Below are 20,864 nucleotides of genomic sequence, written 5' to 3' on the forward strand. Positions count from 1 at the left end.
CTTGGTTGGCTTGATTTGGTTGACTGATTCTGTTTGTCTTTAACGCGGCGGTGAATGGGCATGACTCAAAATTCCCCAATTCCAGTAGTGGTGGTTGGTGCGGCTGGCAAGATGGGCCGTGAGGTGGTGAAGGCGGTGGCGGCTGCGCCCGATATGACCCTCATTGGGGCGGTCGATCGCGCGCCGGAGCTAGTGGGCCAGGATGTGGGCGAAGTGGTCGGCTGCGGCCCCTTGGAAGTGCCGATTTTGGATCAGCTAGAGGCGACTTTGGCCATGGCGGCCCAAGAGCGACAGTTGGGCGTGATGGTGGATTTCACGCACCCCAGTTCGGTTTATGAAAATGCGCGATCGGCGATCGCCTATGGCATTCGACCCGCGATCGGCACAACGGGGCTGAGTGAGCAACAGGTGCACGAGTTGGCAGAATTTGCCGACAAGGCCAGCACCGGTTGCGCCATCATCCCCAACTTCTCGATCGGGATGGTGTTGCTTCAGCAGGCTGCGGTTCAAGCCTCCCAATATTTCGATCATGTGGAAATCATTGAGCTGCACCACAACCAAAAGGCCGACGCACCCAGCGGCACGGCCCTGCAAACGGTGCAACTGATGTCTGGATTGGGCAAAACCTTCAATCCGGCACAGGTGGAAGAAAAGGAATTGATTCCCGGTGCGCGGGGCAGCTTGGCCGGCGACAATATCAATGTTCACAGCGTTCGCTTGCCGGGTCTCATTGCTCACCAGGAGGTGATCTTTGGTGCGCCGGGCCAAATCTACACGCTGCGCCACGACACGAGCGATCGGGCCTGTTATATGCCCGGTGTGTTGCTGACAATTCGGAAGCTGATTGACCTGAAGTGCTTGGTTTATGGTCTTGAAAAACTGCTGTAGCAGCGCGACAACCTGATGTCGATCGGTCAAGGCCAATGGCCGTTGCCGTTACCTGATCACTAGGCAGCAAGGGGCTTCAGCCCCTTGTGAGGGCGACTGGTGTTGCCCTCCGATGGCTTAACCTTGTCCACTCGCCTCAGTGACTTCCTCAGAAACTTCCTCAGAACCGCCTCCGAACAACCTATGCTGGTTCCGCTGACCCGTGACGCTTTCGATCGCCTAATTCCCTCGATCGCCACCTATCCGCAATACCAATTCTATTGGGGGCGGCCGGCGGACTTCATTCGCCGCCTAGCCATTTCCGTGGTGGGCATGGTGGTGACCTGGTTGGGCAGCCTAGCCACGGGCGATGCGACGGGCCCCATTTGGTTTGTGCTGGGCTTTGCGGCAGCGCTCTATTGGTTTTGGGCCCCCATCTATTGGGCCAGCCTCCGCAATGGCAAAGTGCGCAAATTCGGCTATTGCGGTTTTTGGGAAGGTGAAATTCTGGATGTTTACGTGACCGAAGAACTGGTGGGTCAAGAGGAAACGGTGAACCGCCAGGGCGAGTTGGTGATTGTGGAAAACCGGGAGCGTTGCCTCAACTTGGAAGTGGGCGATGAGACGGGATTTGAAACCCGTTTGCAGGCTCCGCTGCGTCGCGAGCACAAGGGCATTAAGCCGGGAATGCGGGCCCAAACCCTGATTTTGTCCGATCGCCCCGATTTGGGACGAGTGGCCCAAGTGGCTGATTTTTATATCCCTGATCGCCAAGTTTGGATCAGTGACTATCCCCTGTTGCAACGGGAAGCCTTTGAGGAGGTGAGCCGGGAGCTGAGCGACCCACCGCCAAATCGTCGATCGCGTCGGCCCAGCCGTCCGGCCCCAAGCCAGGAGACCGGCTTAGCCCGCCGCCCGGATCCGCGCGATCGGGCCCTGGCCCGTTATGATCGGCGTGATGCCTCCGAGGGGCGCGGGCGGTTTGATGATCTTGAAGATGACTTTGAGAACAACGATTTCGAGAACTTTGAGGACGATCGCCGCGATCGCCCCCGTCGCCGCCAATAGAACCTGAAAACGGCCCCAACAACACAAAAAAGCCCCAACCGTCGATCAAAGTCGATCAAAACAGACCCTACTGCCCAGAATGCTCGCTAAATCCCAGGAACTGCTGACAGTTGGGTCAATTTGTCGGCTAGGGAATTGACGGAATGGGTTGAGCTTGGTATTCCTGATGTCAACATGAGCGTGCTTGACTGACCCTAACGATCCCCGATCGCCCCTTGTCACCCGAAACCGCTCGATCGCCTAACCTCGCTGAATTCCGTCTTTTGGATCCCTATCGCGCGTTAGCTCGTCGATCAGCCTGTGGAACCCCTATCCTTTTCCGATCCGTTTAATGGTGCATCGTCGCCCGGGGTGACCCTATTTGGGCCGCCACATCTTGCGCCCGGGGCAATTGGGGGAGCGGATTGGTTGCCCCCAGTGCCCCCAGAGGAGATGGTTAGCGAAGTAACCGTCATGCCCGAGCATTCTGCGGACTGGTTGTTGCAGCAGTGGTTGGATCTGGGGCTTCAGCAGCTCGAAGCCAGCAATTATCCTGGGGCGATCGAAGCCTTTGAACGGGCCCTCGATATCCAATCTGACTTAACCGTTGCTCGCCACGGCCGGGCGATCGCCCTAGTGGGAGCCAAGGCCTATGCCGAAGCTCTCCCGGAACTGGAGGCACTCCTGCAACAAATTCCGCACCAAATGGATCTTTGGGGGAACTATGGCCATGCCCTCGCTGCCATGGAGCGTCACGAGGAAGCCCTCGCCGCCTATCGCCACATCCTGGCCATTGATCCCAACGTTGTCAATGCCTGGCTCGATTGTGGGCGGTTGCTGCAAACCCTAGACCGCTGGGGCGAGGCCGCCGCCGCCTATGAACGGGCTTTGGAGTTGCAACCCACCGCCAGCACGGCCTGGTTCGCCCGGGGAATGCTTCAGAAAAAGCTCGGTCAACGGGCCCAAGCCCTGGAGTCCTTTGAACGCACCCTTTCGATCGATCCCCATTGCAAGGAAGCCTGGAACTATCGTGGCAACTTGCTCGAAGATTTGGGCCGCACCCAGGAAGCCCGCGAGGCCTATCAACGGGCGATCGACCTGGATCCTCAATATGCCGAAGCTTGGAATAACCTAGGCATTGCCCTCGATAGCCAACAGGCCCACCAGGAAGCCCTGGAAGCCTTTCACCAGTCTTTGGCCAGCGATCCGAATAATCCCGATGTGTGGAATAACTGTGGCCTCACCTTGGACAGTCTGGGGCAATTAGGCGAGGCCGTGACCGCGTTCGATCGCGCCTTGGCACTCACCCAAAACAGTCACTGGAAATCCTGGGCAAATCGGGGCTGTGTCCTTTGGCGGCTCCACGGCTATGCGGCCGCCCTCAAAAACTGGAATCAGGGCATCGACTCCCTCGATCGCCAAGCCCCAGACTATGCCCTCGGTTGCGGCATTTTGCACTATCACAAGGGTCGGGCCCATGTGGATGAAGGCCAGCGCCACTCCGATGCCTTCCCCTACTTGCAAGAGGCGCGGCTCTGTTTTGAGCAAGCCCTCAATTTCCTCACGCCCGATCGCCATCCAGATTGGTATTTAGAAGCGGCCCAAGGGGCGATCGACACGTATCGGGCCCTGGGTAATGCAGACCAAGCCCAAGCCCTGATGTATAGCGCCACGGAACTGCTGCGCCGTCGAATGCGCGAAACGGACTGCACCAGCCAAAAAATGGCCCTCGCGAACAAGCTGGCTAGCTTCTACCAAAACGGGCGATCGTAGCGCCTGGTCGTTGGAATGATTAATCCCTTAGCCAGAATTATTATTTGTAGTTACAGCCTTTACCTAGAACGATTGGTACGTCATATTACAGATGCCATAAAGCAATTATGAGGTGGGCACTGCCCACCCTACTAGCTGTTGCTGTTACCAGATCGTTAGACAGCAAGGGGCTTAATCCCCTTATTACTATGACTGAGGTTTTCAACAAAAAAACTGCGATCGCCCGATCACAGTTCGTCAAAAAGGTGAGGATAAAAGAACGAAAAAATCATTCAAGAATTGGGCAGCGATGATTCCATGAATGATTGGGAATTTGGACAAAATCACGGGTCGTGAGTCGATCGAGCCACTGGATATTTAGCAACCGCCATTGATCCGGCTTCAGCCGATTTCAGCAGTTTCCACAACACCAATCACCTAAATCGCTTCTCCCCTGTAATTCGGGTCATCATCCGGTTTGTGCTCAAGTTTTGTGCTCAAGTTTAACGATCGAACCATTCGCCCCAATTGATCGTTCAAACCCTGATTTTGGGTCAGGAGCACCAGGAACCTAGAAACTGAACTCGGTGCGCACCACGCCCAAGATGGCCGTGTTGTTGTCGTTGCCCGTGTCCGCATTGAACACCGCAATCACCCCCGGAGTGATCGAAATGAAGTCGTTCACGGCCCAGCGGTAGAGCGCTTCCACGTGGATCGGTGTTTCGTCATCCTCTTCCACGCCATCCGCACTGATCACCGTCGGCGGCTGACCCACCAACAAGGATCCCAGGTTGCCTTCTTTGCCCAAGTCAGGGAAGACCAAACCCACAGCCCAGTTCAGCACGTCGATGCTGTCGTCGCTTTGGGCATCTTCCGCCTTGGTGTAACCAACCCAACCGTTCAAGCCCACCTTGGGCGAGAACAGATAGTTAGCTTGCAGGCCAACACTGTTGCTGATCGCGGAATGGTCGCCAAAGGGGTTGATTGTGCGTCGCGTGCCGGTGCGACCCAACAGGCCCAAGTCTTCGTCGGCGTATTGGTAATCGTCGTTGGAGTAGTAGCTGTGGGCAAAGAACAGGCCGGCGCTGAAGCGGCTGTCACTGCTCTTGTAGTTCAAGCTGGCGCTGGCGCTGTAGCTACCGCCGAAAAGACCGCTGCCATCGCTGGGGCTGGCGGCGTTGCCGGCCATGTAGGCGGCCCCGATCGACCATTGATCGCTGGGACTCCAAACAAAGCCCACCCCAGCATCGGCCGGTTGACGCAACACGGGCGGCCGATCGCCAAATCGCGACAGGGCCCCGGAACCATCGCCATAGAGGAAGGGGTTGTGGGTGTCGTGGATGTCATCCAAATCCAACCCGGTGGTTCCCACCAGGGCTTCCACTTTTTCCCCGATCGGGAAGCGATAGCCCAAATAGGTCAGGCTGATTTGGTTGCTGTTGCCGTCGCCGTAGCTCAGGGAACCCAAGCCCGTCACATCGTTCAGCGGATTCTGAACATTGTTGGTTTCCAAACGGGTGGTCAGGGTGTCTTGGCCCGTGAAGCTGGTGTTGAACACCAGTCGCACCCGATTGCTGAAGGTGACGTTTTCGGCGTTGCTGTCGTCGTCATCGCCCGTGAGGGTTCCCCCTTGCAAACCAAGGATGGCGTTCCCGGTCAACTTGGTGGTGGTGGAGAATTGGGTTTTCTCCAGGTAAGAAATCCGACCTTCCAGGGTGTCTACGCGACCCCGCAGGGCGGCCAGCTCGGTCTTGAACATGTCCTGCAATTTCTTCAGGACTTCTAGATCGGCTTTGGTGGCGTAGTCGGCCACGTTGGTCACGAGCAATTCTTGGATTCGATCGAGGCAAGCATTCAAACCGGCCGCGAACTCGTAGCGGGTCATGGCCCGGTTGCCCTTGTAGGTTCCGTCGGGATAACCGGCAATGCAACCGTAGCGCTCAACCAGCGATTGCAGGGCTTGGAAGGCCCAATCGGTGGGTTGCACGTCCGACAGTTGCGAGACGGAGGTGACCTGATCGGCGCTGCTGGCGCGGCGGTTGCGTCCCTCTTGGCCGTATTGGTTGAGGTCGTTGATCAGCTCGCTGGTGTCGGCCACGGCCCCGATCGAGTCGGGATTGGCCAAGTCAGGGCTAGTGGAATTAACGGATTGGGCCAAGGCCGGTGCAGCAGGAGCCGCCGCCAACAGGGCCAGGGCAGCGATCGGGGTTAAGCGCGATCGCCAATGGAACCGAGACATATGCAAACCTCACACGAAAAATCTGAGTCCATTGCAAACTGAATTCATCCCCAGCCTTTAACCATCAAAAGCTGGCAGCAATTCCTCAAAATCACTGCCCTCCCAAGGTCGCCAGCCCAGAGCCAAATCCCTTCGCATTGATCAGAACGATAATGATTCTCAATCTGATTTATGAAAAGATAATTAAGCGGCGATGAATCAGTTTTGATCGTCATTCTAGCGAATTCTAGATCGATCTAAGGCAGAACAAAGACAAAATATTATTGATTTTAGATCTCAATAGAGTGATGTAAATTCTACGTGAAATTACTGGGATCAAGCGTTCAAAATTACAAAACAACCCCCGTAACAGCAAGTCCCCAGCCGACAGGTGCAGCAGGTTCCAGGGCATGAATTTTGATTGGATATGGAGCCGATCGAACCGTTTCAAGCGATCGACCCCTTCGCGCCGCTCAACCCGATCCAGCCGATCAGCGATCTTGGCCCCAGGGCAACGGCGCAATTGGCCCTAAGAATTCTCGAGATTGTGGGCAGCAGCGCGATCGAACCAACGGAGCAGCACGCGGGCTAACTTGCCCGAATGGTGGCGAATCAGGCCCGTGTGGGGATCTTCGTCAATGACGTTGGCAATCACAATCCGGCGACCCAGACGCGCCACCGCTTCCCGATCGAGCTGAATGGGGTGGCTATGTTCGCGGGCATAGCGATCAAGGGTTTTGGGGGATGGGGGATTTTTTTGCACCAACACCGCATCAAACAATTTGTGACCACAGGCCTGGTCGATCGCCCGGATGTGATCCGAAACGGTGTAGCCCTCCGTTTCTCCCGGTTGGCTCATCACGTTGCACACATAGATTCGAGGAGCCGGACAACGGGCGATCGCCTCAGTAATTTCTGGAACCAACAGATTGGGGATCACGCTGGTGTAGAGGCTGCCGGGGCCAATGATAATGTAGTCCGCCGACTCGATCGCCTCGATCGCCCGAGGCACGGCCCGAGGATTAGACGGCGTGCAACCAATGCGGGCAATTTGCCCATGGGCCTCGCTGATGTTCGACTCGCCCTCCACGTAACGGCCATCGGTTAGCTCAGCCCAGAGCACCACATCCTCCAGCGTGGCCGGCAACACCCGCCCCTGCACCGCCAGGACTTGGGAACTGGCATCGATCGCCTGTTCCAAGTCTCCCGTGATGTCGCTCATGGCCGTCAAAAACAAATTGCCAAAGCTGTGGCCCGCCAACCCGCTGCCGGTGGTGAAGCGATATTGAAACAACGCCGTCATCAGCCGCTCTTCCGCCGACAGGGCCGCCAAGCAATTGCGAATATCCCCCGGTGGCAGCACCCCAAAATCGCGCCGCAGCCGTCCTGAAGATCCGCCATCATCCGCCACCGTCACAATGGCCGTGATGTTGGCGCTGTATTGCTTGAGGCCTCGCAACAGGGTTGAGAGACCCGTGCCACCCCCGATCGCCACAATGCGCGGCCCCCGATTCAGCCGCCGATGGGTCAAGAGGCGATCGATCAACTCCTCATCCCCATCGGGCATCAGCACTTCCGCGATCGTTCCCAGGGTGCGCGTTTGTCCCCACAACACCAGCCCCAACCCCCCCGCCAACACCAGCGGCCCAGAAACATTATTGGGAATTAGGGTGGCCAAGCGCCCCACAAACTCTTGCAAAAACTGAGTGGTGTAAAACACCGGGGTTTGCTTTGTCCAAATGGCCGCCCCAAACCACACCAACACCGCCCCGCTCGCACTGGTCAGCAGCCAGCGCTTGACCAACAAACCCGGCGCAAGCCACTTCACCCATTGGTTAACCCGTTTGGGAGCGCGACGCTGCAAAATGGCTCGCGGTAGGTTGCTGAGCCAGTGAACGGTTGAGTAGGACAGTCGATTCTTCAAGGGAAAGGTGGGGAAAAACGGACAAACGAAGCCAAGGCAAGCAGAATCAACAACAAGCACTGGGGCCACAACGGCGGCAACGGCAGCAGTTACCGGGACGCAGGGGAATTAAACCATTGGTGGGGGATCGGGTTCTGGCCAATGGCTACCGTCTCCTTCAAGCACGTATTCAAGAACGTCTTTAAGGACGTAGGCTTAACACCCATGGATCTCCGTTGTTGGCGGTGATTGAGCCGGTGATTAAGCCGGTGATTAAGCCGCTAATCCTGAATCCCGATCGACCCAGCCTGGATCCGCAAACGGGCGGGCTAAAATGGCGAGCAACGGAATTAACCGTTTCCAACCGTCGTAATTTCCATGAGGATAGCGCGTTGCGGATTGGATCCCGGGATGAGTAGCCCGCTCGGTGGGCTGGCATGGCTGGGAATGCTGGCTGCTGGTCAGTCGGTCTGGTTCGTGCGGCGAGACCAGTTCAACCCATCGATCGCAACCCATTGGTCGCAACCCATCAACCGCCAAATTTGCCGCGATCGGATCCAAAACAGCAAGCAATCACAGCAAGCAATCACCCAATCATTCCAGCCATGTCTCAATCCCTGGTTTGTGGCGGATCGGCGAACCCGCTGCCCCTTAATCGCCCCTTGGTGGAACTGCGCGGGGTCAGCAAAACGCTAGGCGATCGCAAAATTCTCGATCGAGTGGATTTCGCCATTTATCCCAACGAGGCGATCGCGATTATTGGCCCCTCCGGCACGGGAAAATCAACCATCTTACGGGTGATTAGTGGCCTGTTGGAACCCGACGAAGGCGAGGTTTATTTGTTAGAAGAACCCCGCCAAGGCCTGCTGGGCGACAGCCACGAACCGGAGGGGGTAGAAATCAAGTTGGTGTTTCAGCAAGCCGCCCTGTTTGATTCCCTGACGGTGGGCGAAAATGTGGGGTTTTCCTTGCTGGAGGCGGGTCAGTTGCCCCCGCACGAAATTCAAAAATTGGTCGATCGCGCCCTGGAGCGGGTGGGGTTGCCGTCCATTGCCGATCGCTACCCGGCGGAGTTGTCGGGCGGCATGAAAAAACGGGTTAGTTTTGCCCGCGCCATCATTGAAAATCCTGCTCCCGATGGCACACCCATTCCCGAAGTGTTGCTCTATGACGAGCCAACGGCTGGCCTTGACCCGATCGCCTCCACAATTGTGGAAGACCTGATGCGGGAACTAAGCCAAAAGGTCAATTTTTGCTCAACCTATGTGGTCGTGACCCACCAGGACAGCACCATTCGCCGCACAGCCGATCGGGTGGTATTTTTGTATGATGGGCGCATTCGTTGGCAAGGGAAAATCCAGGAAGTTGACACCACTGATAATCCCTATGTGCGCCAGTTTTTCAACAGCGCGATCGAGGGGCCTATTCAGGTGGTCACCGCCTAGTTAAAACCCAGGTTTAGTAGCTCTAATTGATCCGAGATTCAGCCAGAATTCAGCCAAAATTGGGAGTCGCTTTAATCCCAGTCATCCACGGTTTTTTGCTGAAGTTGCCATTTTTGGAACCGTTTTTCAAAGTCTTCCGTATCCGGTTGCAAAGACTTCCAAGCATCCAGGGCAATGAACATTCCCCACCCCAAACCCAAGGTGAGCGACCAGCCCAAATGGCCCGAGGAAACCAAGTCAATCAGTAATAAAAAGCCGTTGACGATGCCAAATTTACCGAGGTTTAACTTGAGGCGCTGCCGTTGGGCGGCCACGAATTGTTGGCGTTGCGATCGATCCCCATTTTGAGCCAACCAACGCTGTTCGGCTGCATACAAATCAGTGCGATCGATCCCAATTTCATCGGCCAATTCCAGAAGCTGACTGCGGGAATATTGCTCAATATCTTGGCGACGGGCGATCGCGAGTTGCAAAATTTCCTGCACCGCATCCCGATCGTAATTATCGCGGGTGGGCACATCGATGAAGCGGGAGTCGGAACCGCGTGCATCAGGATTGGCTAAGGGCGATCGATCAGCGTTAGTCATAGGTGGGTCATATCTGGTCTGGGCCGTTGTTTATTGAACAGGCGGGGCCGCCTGCGATCGGGCGATGAACTCGGCGATCCAAAATTTCAGCAATCTCACTCGGCGATCTCAACCGAACTAGACGATCTAACTCGGCCATCGAACTACGAATCATAATATCGATGTTCCTATGGTAATGAGGTTGATCAACCGTTGGCTGCTTCTGAACAGGCCCCAGCAATTCCTCAAGCCATCCCGCAAGCACTCCATGTGGAAACCCGCGGTCGGGGGCTGCCGCTGTTGTGTTTGCATGGTCACCCCGGCTCTGGGCGCAGTATGCAAGTGTTTACGCGCCATTGGGCCGATCGATTCTGGACGATCGCGCCGGATTTGCGGGGATATGGCCGCAGTCGATCGGGGAGTGACTTTGCCATGGAAGCCCACATTGCGGATTTGGTGGCCCTACTCGATCGACTCCAAATTGACCAAGCTCTTGTCTTGGGTTGGTCTTTGGGGGGAATTTTGGCCCTGGAGTTGGCCCTGCGACATCCCGATCGAGTGCAAGGGCTGATTTTGATTGCCACGGCGGCCCGCCCCCGCAGCGCCCCCATGCCCAGCCAACGATGGGACTTGGCCTACACCCTGATTGCAGCTCTGTTGAATGGGGTATGGCCCGGTTGGGCTTGGAATATTCGGCAATTTGGCGAGCGATCACTCCTGCGCTACCTGATTCAACGCCACACCCCCGAAACCTATCGCTACTTGGCTGAATCGGCGGTGTGGGATGTGTTGCAAACCTCAGGGGCGGCCACCCGATCGCTGCGTCAGGCGCTTCAGGCTGGATACGATCGCCAGGCGGATTTGGTCAAAATTCGCTGCCCCGCACTGGTGATGGCCGGAGCGGGCGATCGCCACATCACCCCGATCGCCAGCCTGGAAACCGCCACCGGCTTACCCCGCAGCCAGTGGCACTGTTATGACGGCGTGGCACACCTGTTTCCTTGGGAAATTCCCGATCGGGTTTTGGCAGATATCGATCACTGGCTTCAGGAACAGGGTTTTGGGCAACTCGATTCATTCCAGCAACGCTAGTCGTCGTGGGGGAGCAAGGGGCTTAAGCCCCTTGTCTATGCTGATCGATGGGGCTTCTTGTCTGTGCCGATCGATGAGGCCCAACAGCTAGTTGTGGCTTTTCAGACATCCTCTCCGGCCCACAGTCTGGGAACGCGGAGGCGAGTGATAGGATACAAATTCGACTAATCAGCGCCACTCCACAGGCCGATCGCACCGCCGCACCACACAAAGTCACCATGGGCAACACGTTTGGACATCTGTTTCGGATCACCACCTTTGGCGAGTCCCACGGTGGTGGGGTGGGCGTTGTGATCGATGGTTGCCCGCCCCGGTTGCCCCTAACGGCCGAAGAAATTCAAGTGGAACTCGATCGCCGCCGGCCCGGCCAAAGCAAAATCACCACGCCTCGCAAGGAAACCGACCAGTGCGAAATCCTTTCGGGTGTGTTTGAGGGCAAGACCCTGGGCACGCCGATCGCGATTTTGGTGCGCAACAAGGACACCCGGCCCCAGGACTACGACGAGATGGCCAAGACCTATCGCCCGTCCCACGCCGATGCGACCTACGACGCGAAATATGGGTTCCGTAATTGGCAAGGGGGCGGTCGATCGTCCGCGCGGGAAACGATCGGGCGGGTGGCCGCCGGAGCGATCGCCAAGAAGATCCTGCGGCAATTTGGCAACATCGAAATCGTCGGCTACGTGAAGCGAATTAAGGATCTGGAAGCGGCGATCGACCCGCTGACCGTGACGACGGAGCAGGTAGAAAGCAATATTCTGCGATCGCCCGATGGGGACTTTGCGGAACGGGCGATCGCCCTGATTGAATCAATCCGCGATGAGGGTGATTCCGTCGGCGGCGTGGTGGAATGCGTTGTGCGGAATGTGCCGATGGGCTTGGGTTCGCCCGTGTTCGATCGCCTGGAAGCCGATCTGGCCAAGGCGGTGATGTCCCTGCCCGCCACCAAAGGGTTTGAGGTGGGGTCGGGTTTTGCGGGCACGTTGCTGAAGGGCAGCGAACACAACGACGAGTTTTACACGGACGAAGCGGGCAAACTGCGAACCACAACGAATCGATCGGGCGGAGTCCAAGGCGGCATCAGCAACGGCGAACCGGTCGTGATCCGGATTGCCTTCAAGCCCACGGCCACGATCCGCAAGGCCCAAAACACCGTCGATCAAACCGGGGAAGCCAAGGTGCTGGCGGGCAAGGGTCGCCACGATCCCTGTGTGCTGCCCCGGGCCGTGCCGATGGTGGAGGCGATGGTGGCGTTGGTGGTTTGCGATCATTTGCTGCGCGATCGGGCCCAGTGCCACACCCTCGAAGATTTGGCATAGCGTAGAGATTGCGTTGAGATCAGCCAAATCGAGATCAGCCAAGTCGAGATCAGCCAAGTCGAGATCGGGTATGTCGAGATTGAGGATGTCAGGATCGGCCAAGTCGAGATTCGGCATGGCGGGCATGGTGGGGTTGCTGTGCGGCCTAGTGCCCTTGGGTTTGGGCGGCTGTGCCGACGATGGTGCAGCCAGCCGCGCCTTGGAGCAATCCCTCGCGCCCGACCCGGCCTTGCAAGCGAGTCCCAGCCCCGCCGTTCAACCCAGCCCGAGTCCGAGCTTGACCGCTCCGACTCCTGACCCGATCGCCAGCCCGATCGCCCCCAGCCCCAGCCCCGCCGTTCAACCCAGCCCGATCGCTAGCCTCTCTCAGGAATTGCAACCCTACTGGCAAGATTGGCGCAAACTCGACAGCCTTCAGGGTCTCCAAGATCCGAACCAAATCGTGACCCGGCGGCAATTTGCCCGCTGGCTCGTGAGCGCCAATAACCAACTGTTCCAAAACCGCCCGGCCTGGCAGGTGCGATCGGCCAGTGCCACCAGCCAGCCCCTCTTTACCGATGTGCCCACCACGGATCCAGACTTCGCCGCCATCCAAGGCTTAGCCGAAGCGGGCATTATTCCCAGTCGCTTAACCGGCAACAACAGCCCCACCTTCAGCCCCGATGGGCCCCTCACGCGAGAAACCATGGTGCTGTGGAAAGTGCCCCTCGATTTGCGTCGTCCCTTGCCGCCGGCCACCGTGGAAACCGTGCAAAAGGCTTGGGGATTTTTGGACGCAACCAAGGTAGATGCCCAGACCCTCCGGGCGATCGCGGCCGATCGCGAGAACGGCGAACTCTCCAACATTCGCCGGGTCTTTGGGTTCACCACCCTTCTGCAACCTAAAAAACCGATCACCCAAGGGGAAGCCGCCGCCGCTCTCTGGTACTTCGGCCCCGAAGGCCAAGGCATCACCGCCAAGGATTTGCTCAGTACTGCACCGTCCCCGATCGCCCCGCCAGCTTCCCCGGCCGTAAACTAAGCGCAACTGATTTCAACGCTTTGCACCAACGCTTTGCACAAATTTTGGTGACCGCTGCGATAGAAAGATGATTGCCGGCCTCAACATCGATGTCTATCAGGTCTTCGTCTGTGGTGCGATTCACCTTTCAGCCTCCACCGCCAGGATCCCCCGATCCCGATCGCGATCGCCAATTAAATCAAACCCTCCAGGCCTTGGTGCTGCGGGCCCAAAGTCTACCGCCCCAAAGTCTAGAGTTCAAAAAAGCGATCCAACAGGTGGTGAAACTTGTTTGTGAATCGAACCGGCTTCGGCGTTCTCTAAGCACCCAGAAGGTTTATCGAGATCACCCCCGTTATGGGGAGTTTTATCACGAGGCATTCTGTCGCTTGCTCGATTGGCTACCCACAGTCATTCAAAAGAAACAGTACGATCCCGATCGGGGTGAAGTCATGACCTGGCTTAACAACAAACTTCAGTATTTGTTCAAGGATGCTGTTCGAGATTTAACCGGCGTGCGCACACCCTTTGCAGTCGGTGTAGATCTGGAAAACCTGGATGAGCAGGGTGAGCTACCCGCCGATATGAACCCTTGGTCAGCACTCATGGCCCAAGAAGAGCTGGATCCATCGGAAGTTTGGCGACTTTACAAAGCCCAAGATCCCGATGGGTTGCTCCAAAAAGTGGTTCTCGGATCAATCCGCCTTGAACAACTGATTGATGCTAAAAACCAAGGAAAGAGTATGCGGAAATTGGCAATTGAGCTATCCGTCAATGCCAATACACTCAGCTCCATCTATACTCGCCATAAAGACCAGTTCTTTGAGTCGGTTCGGCGCTTTAGGCAGTCGCTCCAACCGCCCGATGAATAGCCTAATTTACACAGAGATTTCCTTGAATTCAGTTTTTCAAGAAAAATCTCCTCGTGAATTGGTTCATTAAATCTAGACATTCATTTCCTAATACACCCACTCTCTTCATTTTTATCATTCTTGTCACTCTTTCAGTGTCAAACCCATTCTTTAGCAAAACCCCTCTAAGAGGAGACAGTATTCTCGATTCAGGTGGCCTTAGATTTTTAGTTGCCTCTTTCAATTGCTTCTTCTAATTGGTGATTGACCAAATATTGATCAACTCAAATTGGGGACTGCCATCCCTGTTCTTTGTTTTTTCAAAGTTGGTATTGTCAATCAGAATTAGCCATTAAAGATCACTTGAAATCAACCCGAAACAAACTTGAATTTCAATCAAAATTGAGTTGGTTAATCCTCCAATGACGGACAAATAGATCATGACCCTTGACCCCACTTCACCCAATTCTCAAACCACAGAAGTCAACCAGTTTCACGAAACAATTACAATTCCCTTGCGCGCCAAACACCGAGCCACCGCTGAACAATTTGCCAAGACCGCAATGCATCCAGACCAGCGTGATGTGATCTATCACAACACGTTGGCGATCCTAGCCCTCAGCGATTGGTTGCACTGGCTGCAAATTCCCCATTCCCATCAGAATTGCGAGAGCTGGGATCCTGTAATTAGAGGATTTGATGATGTGGCAGATTTGGCGATCGAGGAAGTCGGTCGAGTAGAATGCCGGCCGGTTTTTCCGGGGGCTGATTCCTTGGAGATTGCACCGGAATCCCAAGCCGATCGAGTAGGCTACTTTGCCATTGGCTTGGATTTGCAGACAGGCGATCACCCCGAAGCCACTTTGATTGGTTTTATACCCACATCGGCTTTGTTCGATCGAGAACAGATTTGGCTATCAGAACTCCAATCTTTAGATGATTTCCTGGAGTGGTGGGATGCAAAGGTTGCAGAAACTCGCGCTGTAAATTCTGAAACTAGTCAACAGCGTGTTTCAACTAGCAATCCAGTAGTCAGCTCAGAAATTGATTCCAAGATCAATCCAGAGATTAACCCAGCAATTAATCCTAGAACGAACCCAGAGCCGGATCCAGAAATCTATCCAGAGGTCCAACCAACGGGAGCCAAACCGGCCGTTTCCATGATGCCTTGGCTCGAAAATCAATTCGAGCATGGTTGGCAGAGCCTAAGCAGTTTATTACAAGAGATCCTAGAGCCAGATTCTTTTAGAGTTGGTTACCGAAAACAACCAAAAATCACAGGGGCGAAACTCCTGGTGATCAAGAATTTGGAAAAGCCAATTCTTCTGAGTGTGGACATTGGCCACCATGAACTCACCGAGGAAGAAGCAAGCAGTCCCGAGAACTTGCCTGAGAGTCTCCGGCTGTGGGACATCACCATTCAGCTGCGAAATCTGGACGTGGAAATGCTTTTACCCAACGAATTGCAACTCACGCTTTTGGATCATTTGGGACAAGCTCTGGAGCAGACCACCCCAGAGATCCACGCAGGTCTAAGAATTGATCTCATTGCAAACCCTGGGGAAACCTTCATGGCGCAAGTGGTGCTGGGGGATTTTAAAGTTATTGAAACTTTAACTGCACCGTCGTTGTAATTCGTGCCCGCTCGCTAGGGTTCGATAAAATGTGTCTGGTTTCGTCAGGGCTTCCATGGCACACATTTGGGGTTTACAAGCGCTAAACTGCCGCACCATCTCCCTGGTTGGAGTGGGGGTTATGGTAACCCATGGGTTGATGGCAGGTTTTTTGGCCACCGCTGCGGTTGCTGAGTCGATCGCCCCGGATGGTCAACTTTCAACCACGGTGCAGCAACGGGAACCCAACCAATGGACGATCGAGGGGGGCGATCGGGCCGGGAGCAACCTGTTTCATAGCTTTCAGCAGTTTTCGATTCCCACGGGCGGGCTGGCTCACTTCAACAACGCCGCCGACGTGGCTAATATTTTTGCCCGAGTGACTGGCGGCCAGCGATCGCTTCTGGATGGGACGCTGAGGGCCAATGGGGCAGCTAATCTTTTCCTACTCAATCCAGCGGGCATTTTGTTGGGGCCCAATGCCCGCCTAGATCTGGGCGGATCGTTTTTTGCCAGCACAGCCGATCGCCTGGTGTTTGCCGATGGGCTGAGTTTTGGGGTCAACGATCCGGCGGGTCGTCCGTTGCTGTCGATGAGCGTGCCGGTGGGGTTGCAATATGGGTCTGCGCCGGGAGTAATTCGGGTGGAGGCGCGATCAACTAACCCAGTTCCTACGGGGTTAGAAGTTAAACCGGGTCAGGCGATCGGCCTGTTTGGTGGGGCGATCGAGCTGGATGGTGGTGTGTTGATTGCGCCGCGTGGTCGCCTGCAACTAATCGCCAGCCCTCCCAATGCAACCCTAGCGTTGAATACACCAATTGCTACTATTCAAGCCACAAATTCCGGCTCGATCGGCAATGGTCAAGCTGTTACTTCACCATCGAGCATTCTATTAACAAATAAAGCCCTTTTGGACGTTCGAGATCCTGTTCAGGGTGGCACAGTGGAACTTGACGGCCACAACATTTTGCTAAATTCTAGTTCTCAAGTTTTTGCGGGAGTTCGTGCGCCCGCATCAGTTGATAGTGTAGAACATAGCTCAATAACTGCTGATCAAGTACCTCTTAATAACTTGCCAATCAGTGGAGATATCCGCGCTCGCGCAACAGACACAATTACCCTTGATGGAGGACTCACCTTCTTTTCAAATGCTGTTGATCCAGATGCGATGGGAAATGCGGGCAATACAACCATTCAGGCTCGATTAGTCCAGCTCTTGAATGGCGGTCGTGTTTATACTGGCACTGAAGGAGTTGGCAATGCCGGGAACTTAAGAATAATCGGTGATCGATTAACGGTTTCAGGTGTTAGTGAAAACCCCTTTCTTTATAGTGGTATTTTGAATTTAGCTGAAGTCTCTGGCACGGGCAACGGTGGCTTAATTGATATTCAAGTTGACTCAATTCACTTGGCAGATGGTGGCTCAATTCGAGCTAATACTGCCGGTCAAGGCAATGCAGGACGCATTACGATTCGTGCTACGGGGGATGTCGTAATCGAGCGAGTTGATGCCCGTGCTGGAGACGTTGATCGTGAGTCCAGTGGTATCTACAGTCGAAGCGCAGAAAACTCTACAGGAAATGGCGGCACGATCGATCTCCAAGCTCGCTCATTAACACTCCGTGATGGGGGGTTTATGACTGCTACCACTCGTGGAACTGGTAATGCTGGAAATTTGTTAATTCATGTTAGTGATGGAATTACCATTTCCGGTGTGAGTCAATTGGACGAAGTAATTGTATTCTCCAAGAATGAAAAATTAATTTTCCAACAATCTAGTGGACTCTACAGCTCTGCTTCAAGAACTAGTAAAGGAGAAGGAGGAAACATCCAAATTAACGCAGGGTCTCTATTGGTCAATCATGGTGGATTGATCATTACGAGAACAGATGGAGGCGGCAACGCTGGAAGTATTCGCATTCAAGTAGCCAGAGACGTGACAATTGATGGAGTTGGCCCCGATTTATCTTCTAGTGCGATTATTAGTTCTTCAGAAGGAAACAGCCTTGGACATGGTGGATCAATCCAAGTTGAAGCGCAATCATTGACTGTTTCCAATGGAGCAGTGATTAATACCCAAACGTTAACTAATCAGGATGCTGGCAGTATTAATCTTGTAGCCGATCGATTATCATTTTTGAATGGTGGACAAGCAATTGCCACAACCACAAAAGCAGGCCACGCCGGTGACATTACAATCAGCGCTGACCAAGTTTTAGTGGAAGGATTCGATCCCCGATTTTCTGTTCGACAAGAACTATTTAGTGAAAATGTTGTGGGGCGAAATCTTGGCTCTTTCAGTGGCATTTTTGTAGGAGCTGATGTTGAATCAACTGGAGAAGGTGGGAGCCTAAATATACAAGCCCGAGAAATTAATTTACAGTCGGGAACAACTTTGGCAGTGGGGTCAGCAGGAACAGGAGCAGCGGGGCGCATGGGCCTCGCGGTTGACCGGTTGCAAATGACTGGAGCACATCTCTCGGCGGAAACGCGATCGGGGGCGTTTGGCGGTATCCAAATTGATAGCCAAGGGATCGAATTACGGGAGCGATCGCTGATCAGCACCAATGCTCAGGAGTCAGCAACCGGCGGCAACATTGTGATCGACACGGACACGCTGGTGGCGCTGGAAAACAGTGATATTTCAGCGAACTCGGTGAATAGTTTTGGCGGACGGGTGAACTTGCGGGCCCAAGGGGTGTTTGGGACGGCTTTTCGAGAGGCATTGACCGATCGCAGTGATATTACGGCTAGCTCGGCGCGGGGGCCAGAATTTAGCGGCACGGTGCAACTGGAGGTGCTGAACCCCGACCCGGCCCGAGGGGCGATCGCCCTGCCGACGGCGGTTGGTGTGCCCCCCAAACCCACTAGCCCCTGCGGCCCCCGATCAGATCCAAGGGCGATCGAGTTTTTTGCCTTGGGACGGGCCGGCCAAGCACCAACCCCGATCGAGGCGGCCACCCTGGAAGCCATGCCCTTTACGGCGGACTTGCGCCCGATCGCCCCTAGCCCCGCAATGGCGGTTTCCTTGCCTCCGATCACAACTGCCCCAGTGGAGGCAACAGGCTGGCAAACGACGGATGATGGGCGGTTGGTGCTGGTGGCTACTGGGGCAGTTCCAGTGGTGGTGGGTCAACCGATTGAGGGACACGGCTGCTGGCCAAAGGGAGCAAATGAGTAAGGCTGAACCAATTCTGTGGGGAGTGGCGCTAGGGATGGTTCTGGCTGGTGACCCAGTGATCGCGAATCCGGTGTCGGATGGTTCCCTGTCCACGGAGGTGGCGCAACCGGAGGCAAACCGCTGGACGATCGAGGGGGGCGATCGGGCCGGGAGCAACCTGTTTCATAGTTTTCAGCAGTTTTCGATTCCCACGGGCGGGCTGGCTCACTTCAACAATGCCGCCGACGTGGCTAATATTTTTGCCCGAGTGACTGGCGGCCAGCAATCGCTTCTGGATGGGACGCTGAGGGCCAATGGGGCAGCCAATCTTTTCCTACTCAATCCAGCGGGCATTTTGTTTGGGCCCAATGCCCGCCTAGATCTGGGCGGATCGTTTTTTGCCAGCACGGCCGATCGCCTGGTGTTTGCCGATGGGCTGAGTTTTGGGGTCAACGATCCGGCGGGTCGGCCGTTGCTGTCGATGAGCGTGCCGGTGGGGTTGCAATACGGGTCTGCGCCGGGAGCAATTCGGGTGGAGGCGCGATCAACTAACCCAGTTCCTACGGGGTTAGAAGTTAAACCGGGTCAGGCGATCGGCCTGTTTGGTGGGTCATTGGAATTTGAGCAGGGTTGGGCGATCGCGCCGGAGGGTCGGATTTGGGCAGTGGCGGCGGGGCCGGGAACGGTGGTGAATTTCAACCGCTTGCTGGATACGCCGATCGCCCCAGGAGCAAACCTGACCTTCCAAGGGGGCGGGCTAGAGGTCAGCGGCAATGGTGGCGGGGAGTTGGTAGCAATTGGCGATCGGGTGCAACTGGGCCAGGGGGCGTTGTTGGCGGCGAACACGTTGGGGACGGGGGATGGTCGTGGGTTGTGGGTGCGATCGGGTGAGTTTGGGCTAACGGATCGATCGGCGGTTTCTACGATTACGTTGGGCAGTGGTCGGGGTGGTGATTTAAGCCTCACGGCCCAGCGATCAATCAACTTATCCAGTGGTCGGGATTTTGCTGGTTTCATCAATCAATTACTAGCTGGTCAGTTTGCGCCTAGTGATGTAGCTGGAGGTTTGTTTTCTGTCAGCTTGGGGGCGGGCAATGCTGGCCGAATTGTATTGGGTGCAGAGAATATTGATTTGAGTGAAGGGTCGGTGATTTTAACATCCACTTTCGGCGCGGGGCGGGGTGGTGATGTGTTGATTGATGCCACGGGAATGGTGAGACTCAATCGATCAGGTCTGTTTTCAGGGACGGCTGGATCGGGAAAAGCTGGAGATTTAGTTAGTCAATCTAGAAACTTTGAAATTATAAATACTGGGGCTGTTTCCTCATTGACCTTATCGAGTGGCACAGCAGGAAATATTGATATAACAGCACTGGACTCTGTAACATTAATCGGCGGCGAATTTATACCGATTAACATTGGTAATGTTCAATCGATGACTGGAGGTGGTATTGAAGCCTCTTCATTTTCAGATATGAGTTCTGCAGGACAAGCTAGACTGAGTGGTTTCTTTTCGTTATTAGACGAAGAAGCTAGATTAGTCTCTTCAAATAGTTCAAACTCTAGCGATCCTGGTGAAATTAGGATCCAATCAAGTCAAGTAATCTTAAAAAATAGAGCAGCCCTTACAACCAACCGTTACACGCAATCACCACTTCCTAGTATGGATAAGTCTACAAACAATGGGAGGATTATTATTGATGCAACAGAATTAGTCGAAATGGATAATTCGATCTTATCTACTAATGCCGATGTAAATCCTAGTCATAGCGGTGACAGGTTAGTTCTCGATTCCAGCAAGTTTTCTGAATCAGGAACAGTTGAAATTTATACTAAAGTCCTCCGAGTTGTTGGAGGATCACAAATTCAAAGTGCTACTGTTAGTATCCTTAATCCCAGAAGTGTTGAATCTAAACACAAAACTTCATATTCTAGGCAACAAGAGTTTCTGGCAGTAAATCATAGCTCCAATGACTGATTGAGCCATAGCGACCGAGTACAACTTGCAAATATCGCAATTTATCTAGTAGC

The 20,864-nt window shown here is 54.8% G+C and carries 16 protein-coding genes; 12 read left to right on the forward strand and 4 right to left on the reverse strand.

Annotated elements, in window-relative coordinates:
• The first annotated feature begins 60 nt into the window (after positions 1-60).
• The 3 genes from dapB to H6G53_RS17180 all read left to right on the forward strand — a co-directional run bounded on the left by dapB (position 61) and on the right by H6G53_RS17180 (position 3,687).
• The gene (gene dapB, locus H6G53_RS17170; RefSeq protein WP_190535068.1) at positions 61-888 is read left to right on the forward strand and encodes a 4-hydroxy-tetrahydrodipicolinate reductase; all 828 of its coding nucleotides are present in this window, start codon (positions 61-63) and stop codon (positions 886-888) included.
• Between the two features lie 99 nt (positions 889-987).
• Positions 988-1,935, forward strand: a complete 948-nt coding sequence (locus H6G53_RS17175; protein WP_199309301.1) for a phosphate ABC transporter permease — start codon at positions 988-990, stop codon at positions 1,933-1,935.
• 300 nt (positions 1,936-2,235) lie between these two features.
• Positions 2,236-3,687: a tetratricopeptide repeat protein gene (locus H6G53_RS17180; protein WP_190535070.1), complete on the forward strand. Its 1,452-nt coding sequence runs from the start codon at positions 2,236-2,238 to the stop codon at positions 3,685-3,687.
• A gap of 550 nt (positions 3,688-4,237) precedes the next feature.
• On the opposite strand, the gene H6G53_RS17185 is transcribed toward H6G53_RS17180, so the two are convergent.
• Positions 4,238-5,905, reverse strand: a complete 1,668-nt coding sequence (locus tag H6G53_RS17185; protein WP_099533585.1) for an iron uptake porin — start codon at positions 5,903-5,905, stop codon at positions 4,238-4,240.
• A 508-nt stretch (positions 5,906-6,413) separates the two neighbouring features.
• Entirely contained in the window at positions 6,414-7,751 is a 1,338-nt protein-coding gene (gene yvcK / locus H6G53_RS17190; RefSeq protein WP_234406959.1) for a gluconeogenesis factor YvcK family protein, read from the reverse strand.
• Positions 7,752-8,026: 275 nt separating this feature from the next.
• Between yvcK and H6G53_RS17195 the strand changes: the two genes are divergently transcribed.
• Positions 8,027-8,206, forward strand: a complete 180-nt coding sequence (locus tag H6G53_RS17195) for a hypothetical protein (protein ID WP_190535072.1) — start codon at positions 8,027-8,029, stop codon at positions 8,204-8,206.
• A gap of 186 nt (positions 8,207-8,392) precedes the next feature.
• Complete coding sequence (locus H6G53_RS17200; protein WP_190535075.1) at positions 8,393-9,232, forward strand: ABC transporter ATP-binding protein; 840 nt, start codon at positions 8,393-8,395, stop codon at positions 9,230-9,232.
• 71 nt (positions 9,233-9,303) lie between these two features.
• Here the strand turns inward: H6G53_RS17200 and H6G53_RS17205 are convergent, their stop codons facing one another.
• Positions 9,304-9,819, reverse strand: coding sequence for a 2TM domain-containing protein (locus H6G53_RS17205; RefSeq protein ID WP_099535604.1), 516 nt, complete (start codon positions 9,817-9,819; stop codon positions 9,304-9,306).
• Positions 9,820-10,011: 192 nt separating this feature from the next.
• Between H6G53_RS17205 and H6G53_RS17210 the strand changes: the two genes are divergently transcribed.
• The 6 genes from H6G53_RS17210 (at position 10,012) to H6G53_RS17235 (ending at position 18,854) form a co-directional block, all read left to right on the forward strand.
• Positions 10,012-10,890, forward strand: a complete 879-nt coding sequence (locus H6G53_RS17210; RefSeq protein ID WP_190535078.1) for an alpha/beta fold hydrolase — start codon at positions 10,012-10,014, stop codon at positions 10,888-10,890.
• 218 nt (positions 10,891-11,108) lie between these two features.
• Positions 11,109-12,209, forward strand: coding sequence for a chorismate synthase (gene aroC, locus H6G53_RS17215; protein ID WP_190535081.1), 1,101 nt, complete (start codon positions 11,109-11,111; stop codon positions 12,207-12,209).
• Positions 12,210-12,294: 85 nt separating this feature from the next.
• Positions 12,295-13,230, forward strand: a complete 936-nt coding sequence (locus H6G53_RS17220; RefSeq protein ID WP_190535084.1) for an S-layer homology domain-containing protein — start codon at positions 12,295-12,297, stop codon at positions 13,228-13,230.
• Positions 13,231-13,319: 89 nt separating this feature from the next.
• Positions 13,320-14,081 carry a hypothetical protein gene (locus H6G53_RS17225; RefSeq protein ID WP_190535087.1) on the forward strand — a complete coding sequence of 254 codons (762 nt, stop codon included), beginning with the start codon at positions 13,320-13,322 and terminating at the stop codon, positions 14,079-14,081.
• Positions 14,082-14,500: 419 nt separating this feature from the next.
• Complete coding sequence (locus tag H6G53_RS17230) at positions 14,501-15,694, forward strand: DUF1822 family protein (RefSeq protein WP_190535091.1); 1,194 nt, start codon at positions 14,501-14,503, stop codon at positions 15,692-15,694.
• A gap of 121 nt (positions 15,695-15,815) precedes the next feature.
• Complete coding sequence (locus tag H6G53_RS17235; protein WP_190535093.1) at positions 15,816-18,854, forward strand: filamentous hemagglutinin N-terminal domain-containing protein; 3,039 nt, start codon at positions 15,816-15,818, stop codon at positions 18,852-18,854.
• Positions 18,855-18,882: 28 nt separating this feature from the next.
• On the opposite strand, the gene H6G53_RS19370 is transcribed toward H6G53_RS17235, so the two are convergent.
• A complete protein-coding gene (locus H6G53_RS19370) occupies positions 18,883-19,020 on the reverse strand; it encodes a hypothetical protein (protein WP_370567856.1) in 138 nt (45 codons plus the stop codon).
• Between H6G53_RS19370 and H6G53_RS17240 the strand changes: the two genes are divergently transcribed.
• Complete coding sequence (locus H6G53_RS17240) at positions 18,982-20,811, forward strand: filamentous hemagglutinin N-terminal domain-containing protein (RefSeq protein ID WP_370567855.1); 1,830 nt, start codon at positions 18,982-18,984, stop codon at positions 20,809-20,811. The two genes, H6G53_RS19370 and H6G53_RS17240, sit on opposite strands and share 39 nt — an antisense overlap.
• Positions 20,812-20,864: the final 53 nt, after the last annotated feature.

The sequence above is a fragment of the Limnothrix sp. FACHB-406 genome (genome assembly GCF_014698235.1).
Lineage (GTDB): Bacteria > Cyanobacteriota > Cyanobacteriia > CACIAM-69d > CACIAM-69d > CACIAM-69d.

What these genes read in the sequence shown, in the direction of transcription:
- H6G53_RS17225 (WP_190535087.1), top strand. Translation starts at nt 13,320, where the DNA reads ATGTCTATCAGGTCTTCGTCTGTGGTGCGATTCACCTTTCAGCCTCCA.
- H6G53_RS17220 (WP_190535084.1), top strand. Translation starts at nt 12,295, where the DNA reads ATGTCAGGATCGGCCAAGTCGAGATTCGGCATGGCGGGCATGGTGGGG.
- H6G53_RS17205 (WP_099535604.1), bottom strand. Translation starts at nt 9,819, where the DNA reads ATGACTAACGCTGATCGATCGCCCTTAGCCAATCCTGATGCACGCGGT.
- H6G53_RS17200 (WP_190535075.1), top strand. Translation starts at nt 8,393, where the DNA reads ATGTCTCAATCCCTGGTTTGTGGCGGATCGGCGAACCCGCTGCCCCTT.
- H6G53_RS17185 (WP_099533585.1), bottom strand. Translation starts at nt 5,905, where the DNA reads ATGTCTCGGTTCCATTGGCGATCGCGCTTAACCCCGATCGCTGCCCTG.
- H6G53_RS17230 (WP_190535091.1), top strand. Translation starts at nt 14,501, where the DNA reads ATGACCCTTGACCCCACTTCACCCAATTCTCAAACCACAGAAGTCAAC.
- H6G53_RS19370 (WP_370567856.1), bottom strand. Translation starts at nt 19,020, where the DNA reads ATGAAACAGGTTGCTCCCGGCCCGATCGCCCCCCTCGATCGTCCAGCG.
- H6G53_RS17235 (WP_190535093.1), top strand. Translation starts at nt 15,816, where the DNA reads ATGGTAACCCATGGGTTGATGGCAGGTTTTTTGGCCACCGCTGCGGTT.
- dapB (WP_190535068.1), top strand. Translation starts at nt 61, where the DNA reads ATGACTCAAAATTCCCCAATTCCAGTAGTGGTGGTTGGTGCGGCTGGC.
- aroC (WP_190535081.1), top strand. Translation starts at nt 11,109, where the DNA reads ATGGGCAACACGTTTGGACATCTGTTTCGGATCACCACCTTTGGCGAG.